At 65.1% G+C, this 12,490-nt stretch carries 11 protein-coding genes and 1 tRNA gene; 3 read left to right on the top strand and 9 right to left on the bottom strand.

Translation table 11 applies throughout. The features are described 5' to 3' along the window. Positions 1–96: 96 nt before the first annotated feature. From JI59_RS10890 to JI59_RS27380, 9 genes are all read right to left on the bottom strand, one after another. Entirely contained in the window at positions 97–513 is a 417-nt protein-coding gene (locus JI59_RS10890; RefSeq protein ID WP_007012677.1) for a DUF3035 domain-containing protein, read from the bottom strand. Positions 514–517: 4 nt separating this feature from the next. Beyond that, positions 518–1,024: a signal peptidase II gene (gene lspA / locus JI59_RS10885; protein WP_007012678.1), complete on the bottom strand. Its 507-nt coding sequence runs from the start codon at positions 1,022–1,024 to the stop codon at positions 518–520. Positions 1,025–1,032: 8 nt separating this feature from the next. Next, positions 1,033–3,900 carry an isoleucine--tRNA ligase gene (gene ileS, locus JI59_RS10880; protein WP_007012679.1) on the bottom strand — a complete coding sequence of 956 codons (2,868 nt, stop codon included), beginning with the start codon at positions 3,898–3,900 and terminating at the stop codon, positions 1,033–1,035. 203 nt (positions 3,901–4,103) lie between these two features. Continuing rightward, entirely contained in the window at positions 4,104–5,036 is a 933-nt protein-coding gene (locus tag JI59_RS10875) for a bifunctional riboflavin kinase/FAD synthetase (RefSeq protein ID WP_007012680.1), read from the bottom strand. An 11-nt stretch (positions 5,037–5,047) separates the two neighbouring features. Continuing rightward, complete coding sequence (locus tag JI59_RS10870; protein WP_007012681.1) at positions 5,048–5,533, bottom strand: dihydrofolate reductase; 486 nt, start codon at positions 5,531–5,533, stop codon at positions 5,048–5,050. A gap of 14 nt (positions 5,534–5,547) precedes the next feature. Then, complete coding sequence (locus JI59_RS10865; RefSeq protein WP_007012682.1) at positions 5,548–6,606, bottom strand: 5-(carboxyamino)imidazole ribonucleotide synthase; 1,059 nt, start codon at positions 6,604–6,606, stop codon at positions 5,548–5,550. Between the two features lie 58 nt (positions 6,607–6,664). Further along, positions 6,665–7,120, bottom strand: coding sequence for a 5-(carboxyamino)imidazole ribonucleotide mutase (purE, locus tag JI59_RS10860; protein WP_174888124.1), 456 nt, complete (start codon positions 7,118–7,120; stop codon positions 6,665–6,667). A gap of 31 nt (positions 7,121–7,151) precedes the next feature. Continuing rightward, positions 7,152–7,844, bottom strand: a complete 693-nt coding sequence (gpmA, locus tag JI59_RS10855) for a 2,3-diphosphoglycerate-dependent phosphoglycerate mutase (RefSeq protein ID WP_007012684.1) — start codon at positions 7,842–7,844, stop codon at positions 7,152–7,154. Between the two features lie 135 nt (positions 7,845–7,979). Continuing rightward, positions 7,980–8,141, bottom strand: coding sequence for a hypothetical protein (locus JI59_RS27380; protein ID WP_162829758.1), 162 nt, complete (start codon positions 8,139–8,141; stop codon positions 7,980–7,982). Between the two features lie 128 nt (positions 8,142–8,269). Between JI59_RS27380 and JI59_RS10845 the strand changes: the two genes are divergently transcribed. The 3 genes from JI59_RS10845 to JI59_RS10835 all read left to right on the top strand — a co-directional run bounded on the left by JI59_RS10845 (position 8,270) and on the right by JI59_RS10835 (position 12,405). Then, a tRNA-Thr gene (locus JI59_RS10845) sits at positions 8,270–8,344 on the top strand. A gap of 207 nt (positions 8,345–8,551) precedes the next feature. Beyond that, positions 8,552–11,314, top strand: a complete 2,763-nt coding sequence (locus JI59_RS10840) for a TonB-dependent receptor (RefSeq protein ID WP_007012686.1) — start codon at positions 8,552–8,554, stop codon at positions 11,312–11,314. After that, positions 11,314–12,405 (top strand): phytase, encoded by a 1,092-nt coding sequence (locus JI59_RS10835; RefSeq protein ID WP_238532502.1) that lies wholly within the window; start codon positions 11,314–11,316, stop codon positions 12,403–12,405. Before JI59_RS10840 ends, JI59_RS10835 begins: the two co-directional genes overlap by 1 nt. Positions 12,406–12,490: the final 85 nt, after the last annotated feature.

Genomic DNA, 12,490 nt, shown 5'->3' with positions numbered 1-12,490 from the left:
CGGGCCTTGGATGCCTTCGCCGGAGCTCAATCGGCCGTCCGCAAACAAAAAGGCCGGAGCAATCGCCCCGGCCTTTTCGCGATCTGTCGTGGCAAATCAGCCGCCGATGGCGGTCTGCGCGTCGCGTCCGTCGCCTTCGGGGGCGGAGAGGATCTGGCGGGTGACCTGGCCCTTGGCGACCGTGTAGGTCGAGGGATCGCCAACCGTCGAGCGGATTGCCGGGTCGGGCGTGCCGGCCATGCCCAGCGTGGTCTTCTCGATCTCGCTGCGGGCCTGCGGGCCGCCGAACATCGCGTCGAGCGTCTGCTGCTGCAGGGTGCCGTCGGTCGGGCGCGGCTGGCCTTCCTTGGGCGGGCTCAGCGAGAAATCGGGCGGTACGACCAGCGGCGACTGGCGCTGCACCGCGAATTCGTCGGGACGATTGCGATTGAACAGGCCGGTGCTGCCGCAGCCGGACAGGAACACGGCGCCTGCAGTGACGAGAACGAGGGCGCCAGTTTTCATCTTGGGCATCAAATCAACTCTCCGGGGCCGTTTCGACCGTTGAATCAGGCTTCTCGCGCGAAAGCAGGGATCGGGCAAGGATAATCAGGACGCCGATGGTAATGGCGGCATCGGCGATATTGAAGATCAGGAAGGGGCGAAATTCCCCGAAATGCAAGTCGGCATAGTCGATCACGTAGCCGAGCAGGAAGCGGTCGCGGATATTGCCGAGCGCACCGCCGAGCACGAGGGCCAGGGCGGCGATGTCGGCCATCTTGCGCTCGCGCAGCAGCCAGACGAACACGAAAGTCGCGATTGCCGCGGTCATCGCCACGAGCGCCCAGCGGCCCTCGGTCGACCCGGCAGTGAACAGGCCCAGCGAGACGCCGAAGTTCTGTGTCCAGTTGAGGTCGAAGAACGGCAACAGTTCGATGACCCGCACTTCGCGCAGGTTGAGGCCGTTCACCACCCAGGACTTGAAGCCCTGGTCGATAAGGAAGACCACGGCCGCGATCAGCAGGCCCAGCAGCCGGTTGCGCATGGGACTGCTCACGCAGGGGTTTCCATCGCGCCGACGACATCGTCGCAGCGATCGCACAGCGCGCCGTCCTCGGACACTTCCGGAAGGTGGCGCCAGCAGCGGCCGCACTTGTGGTGGGAGGTCGGGGACGCGGACACTGTTTCGCCTTGCCCCCGGGTCACTGTCGCTGTGATGAACAGTTCGGCGAAGTCCGCTTCGGGAGCCGATGCCGGTACGGTCACTTCGGCGGCAAGGCTGGAGCCGACGATCTTCTCGCGGCGCAGCGGCTCGATCGCTTCGGTGACCTTCTCGCGCAGGTCGCGCAGGGCATCCCAGCGCGCCAGGTCGGCCTCGACCTCGGGCACCTTGGGCCATTCCAGCAGGTGGACGCTGTCGCCATCGGGATAGCGCGTGCCCCAGACTTCCTCGGTGGTGAAGACGATCACCGGCGCGGCATAGCGGATCAGCGCATGGAACAGCGTGTCGAGGACGGTGCGATAGGCGCGCCGCTTCGGATCCGTCGGCGCATCGCAGTAGAGGCAGTCCTTGCGGATGTCGAAGAAGAAGGCCGAAAGGTCCTCGTTGCAGAAGTCGATCAGCGACCGCACGTACTCGTTGAAGTCGTAGTCGCGGACCGCTTCGTGCAGCTTCCTGTCGAGCTTGCCGAGCAGGGCGAGCACATAGCGCTCCAGTTCCGGCATTTCGGCAACCGGCAGGCGTTCGGCTTCGTCGAAGTCGGCGAGCGCGCCCAGCATGTAGCGGAACGTGTTGCGCAGGCGGCGGTACTGGTCGGCCACGCCCTTGAGGATCTCGTCGCCGATGCGGTGGTCTTCGGTGAAGTCGACCGAAAGCGCCCAGAGCCGGATGATGTCGGCGCCGTACTGCTCCATGACCTTGAGCGGGCTGACCGTGTTGCCCAGCGACTTGGACATCTTCATGCCCTTGGCGTCCATCGTGAAGCCGTGGGTGAGGATGGCCTTGTAGGGCGCATGGCCGCGCGTCGCGCAGGCTTCGAGCAGCGAGGACTGGAACCAGCCGCGATGCTGGTCCGATCCTTCGAGGTAGAGATCGGCGATCGGGCCGACGTGATCCTCGTGCGGGGCCAGTTCGGGCCACTTGCCGCTTTCGAGGACGAAGGCGTGGGTCGAGCCGGAATCGAACCAGACGTCGAGAATGTCGGTGACCCGCTCGTAGTCGTCGGCCTTGTAGTCCGGGCCGAGGAATTCCTGCGCGCGCGCTTCGCTCCAGGCATCCACACCCGATTCGCGGATCGCGTTGATGATGCGGGCGTTGACTTCGGCGTCGACGAGGTATTCGCCGGTCTCGCGGTTGACGAACAGCGTGATCGGCACGCCCCAGGCGCGCTGGCGCGACAGGACCCAGTCGGGGCGGCCTTCGACCATCGAACCGATGCGGTTGCGGCCCTTTTCGGGAACGAAGCGGGTAGCGGCGATTGCCTGCACGGCGGCCTGGCGCAGCGTCGGGGCAGCGCCCTCGCTCTCGTCCAGTTGGTCGACCGCGCCGCCTTCGCCTTCCCAGCGCTGCTCAGCGCGGGTGGTGGCGGGCAGGTGGCCCAGCGCCTTGTCCATCGGCACGAACCACTGCGGCGTGCAGCGGAAGATCACCTTGGCCTTGGACCGCCACGAGTGCGGATAGGAGTGGCTGTAGTCCGCGCTGGCCGCCAGCAGGCCGCCGGCTTCGCGAAGGTCGCTGCAGATCGGGCCGTCGGGCGCGTTGAACTTCGGGTTGATGACCGAACCCTGGCCGCCGAGCCAACCCCAGTCCTCACGATAGCGACCGTCGCCCTCGACCGCGAACTTGGGATTGATCCCGTTCGCCTTGCACAGCTCGAAGTCGTCCTCGCCGTGGTCGGGCGCCATGTGGACGAAGCCGGTGCCGCTTTCGGTGGTGACGAAGCTGGAGCCGTCGAGCAGCGGGCGCGGTTCGGCGAAGAAGCCGCCCAGCGCGTGCATCGGATGGCGCACCTTGGTGCCTGCAAGCGACGCGCCCTTGATGAAGAAGTGCAGCTTGTGGCTCTCGGCGCCGATACGCTTGAGGAAGTTCTCGACGAGCGGTTCGGCGACCATGTAGCGCGCGCCGCCCTCGACCTCGATCATGTGGTAATCGATGTGCTTGCCATAGGCGATCGCCTGGTTGACCGGGATCGTCCAGGGCGTGGTCGTCCAGATCACCACCGAGGCGCCGAGCAGGTCCTCGTCCTCGGCTTCGACGATCTCGAAGGCGACGTCGATCTGGGTGGAGACGATGTCCTCGTACTCGACCTCGGCCTCGGCCAGCGCGGTCTTTTCGACCGGGCTCCACATCACCGGCTTGGCGCCGCGGTAGAGCATGTCGTTCTCGGCGAACTTGAGCAGTTCGGTGACGATGGTCGCCTCGGCGGCGAAGTCCATCGTCAGGTAGGGCTTGTCCCAGTGGCCGTTGACGCCCAGCCGCTTGAGCTGTTCGCGCTGCACGTCGACCCAGCTCTGTGCATAGGCGCGGCATTCGGCGCGGAATTCCTCGGCCGGGACTTCGTCCTTGTTCTTCTTCTTCTTGCGGTACTGCTCCTCGACCTTCCATTCGATCGGCAGGCCGTGGCAGTCCCAGCCCGGAACGTAGGGCGCGTCCTTGCCCAGCAGCGTCTGGGTGCGCGCGACCATGTCCTTGAGGATGTGGTTGAGCGCATGGCCGATGTGCATGTCGCCATTGGCGTAGGGCGGGCCGTCATGAAGGATGAACTTGTCGCGGCCCGAGCGGGCCTCGCGCGTTCTTGCGTAAATGTCCTGTTCCTGCCAGCGCGCCAGAATGCCCGGCTCCTTCTGGGGGAGTCCGGCCTTCATCGGGAAATCGGTCTTCGGCAGGAAGACGGTGCTACGATAATCGCGCTGTTCGGTCATGATCGGCGGGCGTTAGAGCAATCTGCGCCATCGGAAAAGGGTGCGCATTCGTGTCGGGCGCCAGTTCCGCCAGATTGGAGCAGAATCGGACGGACCTGTACGTCCCTTTGCGCCGTGACAGCCGCCTGCGAGCGAGGATTATCAATCCCGCTCAGGATGCGCGGAGTGTGCCGTGCTGATCTGGGGATGCCCCGGAGAAACTCTCAGGCCAGATCGGAAAGCAGTTCGCGGGCCTTGTCGCAGTCGCGGGTCATCTGCGCGACCAGGGCGTCGAGCGAATCGAATTTCGCTTCGGCTCGCAGATAGTGGTGAAAGGCGATCTCGATTTCCTGGCCGTAGAGGTCACCGGAAAAGTCGAAGAAATGCGGCTCGAGAAGTTCGCGCGGCGGATCGAAGGTGGGGCGCACGCCGATGTTGGCAGCGCCGAGCACCGTGCGGCCGTCGGGAAGGTGTCCGGTCACTGCATAGATGCCGTAACGTGGACGCAGGTATGTGCCGAGGTCGAGGTTCGCGGTCGGGAAGCCGATCACGCGGCCGCGCTTATCGCCGTGCTGGACGATGCCGCGTATGGCGAAGGGGCGGGTCAGCAGGCGCTTGACCGTCTCGCACTCGCCCGCGCGCAGCGCGTCGCGGATGCGGCTGGAACTGATCGGGCCTTCATCGTCGTGCACCGCGCCCACCGAGCGCGAGGAGATGCCGAATTGCGGGCCCATTTCGCGCAGGATGCAGGGATTGCCGCCGCGGCCCTTGCCGAAAGTGAAGTCGTCGCCGGTCACGACGCCGGCAGCGCCGAGTTGACCGGCGAGGATTTCCTCGATCCAGTGCTCAGCCGTCGTGTTCGCCATTGCCGCGTCGAAGTGGAACACCAGCATGGCATCGGCCCCGGCTGCAGCGAATAGTTCCTGCCGCTGAGCGAGGGTGGTGAGTCGGAACGGTTCGGCTTCGGGCTGGAAATAACGCACCGGATGCGGATCGAATGTCGCCACGACGGCCGGGCGGCCTTCCGCCCGGGCCCAGGCGATCGCTTCGCCGACCACGGCCTGGTGGCCCTGGTGGAATCCGTCGAAGTTGCCCAGCGCGATGATCGCGCCGCGGCAGGATTCGGGGATGGGATTGTGGTTGTCGAGGCGAATCATGTCGTCTGGGCCTATACGTGGCGGAGAAGCGTCACGAAAGCGTGTGCGGGATACGCGCCTTCGGCCGGGTGTTCCTCGCGCGCCGCTTCATGCCATGACGGTCCCGCCGGCGGCATGAAGGTGTCGCCCTCGAAATCGGCATGGACTTCGGTCAGTTCTATGCGCGTGGCCTTGTCCAGGAACAAGGCGTAGATTTCTGCGCCGCCGATCACTGCAACGTCGCCTTCTCCCGCTGCCGCAAGCGCCTCTTCCACCGAGTGGGCGACTTCGGCGCCGGGAGCTTGCCAGCTTGCATCGCGGGTCAGGACGATGTGGCGACGGCCGGGCAGGGGGCTGGGAAAGCTCTCGAAGGTCTTGCGGCCCATGATCATCGGCTTGCCCATGGTCATGGCTTTGAAGCGCTTGAGATCGGCGGGCAGGCGCCACGGCAACTGGCCGTCGCGCCCGATCACGCCATTGGCGGCGCGGGCATAGATGAGGAAGATGTCCTGCTTCACCCCGTTTCGTGCCCTCAGTCGAATGTCAGGCGGGTGACGTGGCCCATCTTTCGGCCGGGGCGCGCGGCCGCCTTGCCGTAGAGGTGCAGGTGGTTGGCCGGATCGGAGAGGATCGCGGGCCAGTCGTGCGCCTCGTCGCCGATCAGGTTGCGCATCTCCACGGCCCTGGCGGCAAGGCCGGTGCCGCCCAGCGGCAGCCCGCAGATCGCGCGGACGTGGTTTTCGAACTGGCTGGTGACCGCGCCTTCGATGGTCCAGTGCCCCGAATTGTGCACGCGCGGCGCCATCTCGTTGAAGACCGGGCCGTCCCTGGTCGCGAAGAATTCCAGCGTGAGCACCCCGACATAGCCCAGCGCGTCGGCGACCCTGGCCGCCAGTTCGCGCGCGGCGGGGACCTGCGCCTCGACTTCGGCGCTGGCCGGGACCGTGCTGAGCGAGAGAATGCCGCCCTCATGGATATTCTGGGCGCTATCGAAATAGCGGATGTCGCCGTCTTCGCCGCGGCACAGGATGACCGAGAATTCGGCGAAGAAGTTCACGAACCCTTCGTAGATCAGCGGCTTGGCCGGCAGGTCCAGTCCCCTGGCGTCCTCGGCCGTCATGATCCGCCACTGGCCCTTGCCGTCATAGCCGTCGCGGCGGGTCTTGAGGATGCCCGGCGCGCCGATGGCGGCAATGGCCGCGTCGAGGTCGGCCGCCGAATCGACCGGGGCGAAGGGCGCGGGAGCGCCGCCCAGATCGGTGACGAAGGTCTTTTCGTTGAGGCGATCCTGCGCGGTTTCCAGGGCGCGCGGGTGGGGATGGAGGACGGTATCGCCAAGCTGCAGCAGCGGCGCGACCGGCACGTTCTCGAATTCGTAGGTCACCACTGCGCAGTCCGCGGCGAAGCGGGCGAGGGCTTCGGCATCGTGCCAGTCCGCACAGGTGAACGCCGCGCTTACTTCTGCAGCGATCGAATCGGCTTCGGGTGCAAAGATATGGCAGCGATAGCCGAGCTGCGCGGCCGCCACCGCGATCATCCGGCCCAGTTGGCCGCCGCCGAGAATTCCGATCGTTTCGCCTGGTGGGATCATTGGCCCGGGACTGTGCTTTCTTGGTCTTGGGTTGGGAGGAATGCGTTTCGCTTGCCGGTCAGGACGGGCGCTCGGCCACGCTCTCGGTTTGCTCGGCGCGGAACGCCTTGAGGCGTTCGGCCAGCTCGGCATCGCCGGTGGACAGGATCGAGGCAGCAAGGAGGCCGGCGTTGGCCGCGCCCGCTTCGCCGATCGCCAGTGTGCCTACAGGAATGCCGGCGGGCATCTGTACGATCGAGAGCAGGCTGTCCTGCCCCGAAAGCGCTTTCGACTGGACCGGCACGCCCAGCACCGGCAGGTGCGTCATCGATGCGACCATGCCCGGCAGGTGCGCCGCGCCGCCCGCTCCGGCGATGATCACCTTGAAGCCTTCGTCCTCGGCGCTCTTGGCGAAGGCGACGAGACGATCGGGCGTGCGGTGCGCGGAAACGATGCGCGCGTCGTAGGGCACGCCCAGCTTGTCGAGCATGGCGGCGGCGCGCTGCATGGTCGGCCAGTCGGACTGGCTGCCCATGATGATCGCGACAGTCGGCTGTTCGCTCACCTCAACGCTCCGACAGGTAGTAACGGTCGACCACGTTGAGGTCGGTGTCGAGGTCGTAGACGATCGGCTGGCCGGTCGGGATTTCCAGTCCGGTGATTTCCTCGTCCGAGATGTTGGAGAGGTGCTTCACCAGCGCGCGCAGGGAATTGCCGTGGGCCGAAACGATCACGGTGGCATCCGAGCTCGTCCGCAGGTGGGGGACGATCGAGCTCTGGTAATAGGGCAGGACGCGCGCGATGGTGTCCTTGAGGCTCTCGGTCTGCGGCACGTCGATTCCGGCATAGCGCGGGTCGGAGGACAGGTCGAACTCGCTGCCGCGTTCGAGGACCGGCGGCGGCGTATCGAAGCTGCGGCGCCAGATCTTCACCTGGTCCTCGCCGTGCTTGGCCGCGGTCTCGGCCTTGTCGAGGCCGGTGAGCCCGCCGTAGTGACGCTCATTGAGGCGCCAGTCCTTGGTTTCCGGGATCCACAGGATGCCCGCGGCCTCCAGCGCGAAGTGCAGCGTCTTGATCGCCCGGGTCTGCAGCGAGGTGAACGCGACGGTCGGCAGGATGCCCTTTTCCTTCAGCAGCGCGCCGGCCGCTCGGGCCTCTGCTTCGCCTTTCTCGGTGAGGTCGACGTCCCACCAGCCGGTGAAACGGTTCTCGAGATTCCATTGGCTCTGGCCGTGGCGAACGAGGATCAGGCGAGGCAAGGCGGATATCCTTTATTTGGCGGCGTCTTGGCCGTGGCGGTACCTTCGAAAGGGTCGGACTGAACTTTCAGGCCGCAGCCCCTAGCTTTCCGGGCGCGATTTGGAAAGCCTGCCCGATTCGTTTTCGCGCGCGGCTCAATCGGGCTGCGCATCGCTCGCGGCATCGCCGGGGGCGCCCAGGGCCCGGGCCTGGGCCTTGCGGCGGCGCAGATTCTCGCGCAGCTTGGCAGCCAGCCTTTCCTCGCGAGTCTGCGCGGCTGCGGGGGATGCCTGGGGTTTGCGGACATCGTCGTTCATGGCATGCGCAATGCATCCATGATCGGGAAAGCGCAAGCGACGCTTGACAATTGGTCCGCACGCAGACAATAGCGCGCCCCTGCCCCGCATCGCCGGGGAGACGGCGCCGGACTTTGCCGGTTGCAGGCGCTGCTGTAGCTCAGTGGTAGAGCGCACCCTTGGTAAGGGTGAGGTCGGGAGTTCAATCCTCCCCAGCAGCACCATTATTCTTTCATCGCCATGTCGAATGTAAGTGCTGTCGGTGCTGAAGGCGCGGACTTGCGCCGTTTTTCCCTGTTCAGAGCTTTAACCTAAGTTGCTGTTTTGCAACCTATTGTCATCAAACTGTCGTCGGATTGGCACGGCAGTGTCATCGTTCGTGCCTAGTGGGCGCCCCGCGACATCAGAAAAGTCACAGGGAACTCTCCACCATGAACTCCACTGCTCGCCTCCTTGCGGGGCTGCTTGCTTCGGCCTCTTTTGCCTCCATTGCCCATGCAGGCGAAATTTCCGGTAACGTCTATGACGCCACCGGCACGCGCGCTCTGCAGTCGGCCTCGGTCAGAATCGTCGAACTGGACCGTTCGGTGGAGACGGACCGCAGCGGCAATTACATCATCGCCGACATTCCGGCGGGCACCTACACGCTGGAAGCGCGCTATGTCGGCGCCGAGATCGAATCGCGGACGATCGAAGTGCCGGAGACGGGCAGCGTTTCGGGCGATTTCGACCTGCGCGGCATCGGCGGGGGCGACATCCTCGTCGTCGGCCAGGCGGCCAACCTGTCCAGCTCGCTCTCGCGCCAGAAGGCCGCCGACGGGGTGGAATCGGTGCTGACGCGCGATGCCATCGGCCAGTTCCCGGACCAGAACGTCGCCGAATCGCTGCGCCGCCTGCCGGGCGTGAACATTCTCAACGACCAGGGCGAAGGCCGCTTCGTTTCCGTGCGCGGCCTCGATCCCGAACTCAACGCCACCTCGCTCAACGGCGTGCGCGTGCCTGCGCCGGAATCGGATACCCGTCAGGTCGCGCTGGACGTCATTTCCTCTGACACGATCGAATCGATCGAAGTGAAGAAGTCGCTGACACCGGACATGGACGCCGACACCATCGGCGCCTCGATCGAGATCAAGACCACCAGCGCCTTCGACCGCAAGAAGGACTACTACGCGGTCCGCGCCGAGGGCAGCTACAACGACTACTCGGGCGAGGTCACGCCCAAGGGCGGTTTCGACTTCTCGACGCGCATCGGCGACGACTTCGGCGTTTCGGGCGGCGTGAGCTACTACGAGCGCAAGTTCGAGACGGATAACGTCGAATCGGACAACTGGGACGTTACCGACGGCGGCATCGCCTATTCGCCCGAACTGGAATACCGCGACTACGACGTCACGCGTAAGCGCCTCAACGCGACGCTCAACTTCGACTGGCGCGTGTCCGACACGACGACCGCCTATGTGCGCGGCAACTGGAGCCAGTTCGACGATCACGAGTATCGCCGCCGCACGACTTTCATCTTCGACGCCGAGCCCTTTGCCGGCGACGATGCCAGTGCATCGTTCCGCGATTCAGACGATCGCATCGAAGTGCGCCGCGACCTCAAGGATCGCTTCGAGCGCCAGCGCATCCGCACCGTCGCGATCGGCAGCGACACCGATACCGGGACCTGGAAGTTCAACTGGTCGGCCAGCTATGCCAAGTCGACCGAGAAGGAAGACTTCTCCGTCGACCCGACCCGCTTCCGCGCCCGTTTCGACGACGATGGCGTGGCGATCGACTGGGATTACAGCGATCCGCGGGTTCCGCACTATTCGATTGCCAGCGGGGCCGACCTCGTCAACGATCCTACGCTCTATAAGTTCAACCGCACCGAGCTGACCACGAATTCGGACAGCCAGGACCGGGAATATGCGGTGAAGGCCGACCTGGCGCGGACTTTCGCGACCGACAGCGGCGACTTCACGATCCAGGCGGGCGCGAAGGCACGCTGGCGTAAGAAGTCCTACAACTTCGACATGATCTACTACGGTGACTACGACGGCGACTACACGCTTGCCGACGTGCTGGGCGAGCAGACCTACCGGCTCGACGGGATCAGCCTTGGCCCCGTCGCCAGCAAGACCGGCCCCAAGGACTTCCTGCTCGCCAACCGCGACGGTTTCGAGATCGACGACTACGAGACCGCGCTCGCTTCGGCGACGGACGACTATTCGGTCAAGGAAGACATCACCGCCGGCTATGCCCTGGCCCGTTGGGACAGCGATGCCCTGCGCGTCATCGGCGGCGTGCGCATGGAGCACACCCGCAATGTGCTCAACGGCAACATCGTCACGGATGACGGGGATACCGTTGCCGTCGATCCGGTCCGGTTCAAACGCAGTTACACCGACTGGCTGCCGAGCCTGACGGTCCGCTGGGCTCCGCAGAACGACCTCGTGTTCCGCGCGGCAGGCTACAAGAGTCTCGTGCGTCCCAAGCTCTCGGCAATGGCGCCGCGCAACACGGTGAACGAGGACAACGAGGCTGAATTCGGCAACCCCGATCTCAAGCCCTACGAAGCGTGGAACGCCGACGTCGGGTTCGAGTACTACTTCTCGGGCAACGGGGCGATCTCGTTCGGAGGCTTCTACAAGGATATCAGCAACTACGCTGTCAAGCAGACCTTCGACGACTTCACCTACAACGGCACGCTCTACGACCAGTTCCAGACCACCATCAACGGCGACAGCGCTCAAATAGTCGGTTTCGAAGCGAGCTTCAGCCAGGTCTATTCGATGCTGCCGGCGCCCTTCGACGGCCTGCTGACCCAGCTCAACTACACCTACACTTACGCCAACGGCACCTTGGCCGACGGTCGCAAGATCTCGCTGCCCAGCTCTTCGAAGAACACCTTCAACGTCGTGCTTGGCTATGAGAAGGGTCCGGTGGACCTGCGTCTGGCCGGGACCTATCGTGACAAGTACCTCGATGAAGTGGGTGACGATGCGACGCAAGACAGGTTCGTCGACAATCACTTCCAGCTCGATTTCTCGGGCAAGCTCAAGGTGACCGACAACCTGCGCCTGACGCTCGACGTCATCAACATCAACAACGCGAAGTACTTCGCCTACCAGAACTTCGCCGGTGCGCAGCGCCTGCTGCAGTTCGAGAAGTACGGCCCGACCTTCAAGTTCGGTGCAAGGATGAACTTCTGATGGATTGGCGGACCATCCTCGGGGCCGGGTCGGGAGTGATGCTCCCGGCCGTCCTCCTCGCCGGTTGCGCGACAACCGGCGAGGCGCCGCGGCCCTACCTGCCTGCCATCGACGTTCCGGCCCAGGCCGAAACCCTGCCGGTGGGTACGGCCCATGCCGATGCCGCCGACGACCCGGCAATCTGGCGCAATGCGGCCGATCCCGCGGCGAGCCTGATCGTCGGCACCGACAAGAAGGCCGGTCTCTATGTCTATGATCTTGACGGCAAGGTTCGCGATTTCCTTGCTGCCGGGGCGATCAACAATGTCGACCTGCGTGAGGTGCGCATGGCCGATGGCGGCACGCGTATCCTCGTGGCTGCCAGCGACCGCACCGACAAGGCGCAGCCGCGCATTGCCCTGTTCTGGCTCGATGGTGCGACGGGCAAGTTGACGGAAATCGGTTCGGATACCTTCCTGCCTGCCGGTCATGCACCGGCCGAGGCCTACGGGTTCTGCCTTGGCGGTGCGCTCGGCCCGAACGAGCTGGCGCGGGCCTATGTCGTGCTCAAGGATGGGACCGTCGCCGAAAGCGGCCTGTACGAAAAGGATGGCCGGATCGTGCCGGACTATCTGCGGCAGGTGAAGTTCGCCAGCCAGTCGGAAGGCTGCGTCGTCGACGATGCGACACACACGCTCTACATCGCCGAAGAGGACGTCGGCATCTGGCGCGTGCCTCTGACGGGCGAACTGAAAGCCGCGCCGTTCGCGCGCGTCGGGGCCGAAGACGGGCTGGTCGACGATGTCGAGGGACTTGCCATTGCCCAGAAACCGGGCGGCAGCAGCAGCTGGCTGGTGGCTTCGAGCCAGGGCGACAATGCCTATGCCGTGTTCGATCCGGCTTCGGGCAAGCTCGCAGGCCGCTTCCGCATCAATGGCGGGGCGATCGACGGGACCAGCGATACCGACGGGATCGAGGTGGTGCTCGGCGATTTCGGTCCGCAGTTCCCGGAAGGCCTGTTCATTGCGCAGGACGGGGACAACGCCCCCGATGCGCAGAACTTCAAGCTGCTCTCCTGGCGCGCGATCCGCACTGCGCTCGGCCTCGACTGACCCGAGCCGGGCGCTCGCCGCACCCGGCCGCCATGGTGCAATCCGCTTGAGGCTCGGGCGGCAATTGCGGTATGGGGCCGGGACT

Source organism: Novosphingobium pentaromativorans US6-1 (genome assembly GCF_000767465.1).
Classification (GTDB): Bacteria; Pseudomonadota; Alphaproteobacteria; order Sphingomonadales; family Sphingomonadaceae; genus Novosphingobium; species Novosphingobium pentaromativorans.
This window is presented reverse-complemented; position numbering and strand designations above follow the sequence as displayed.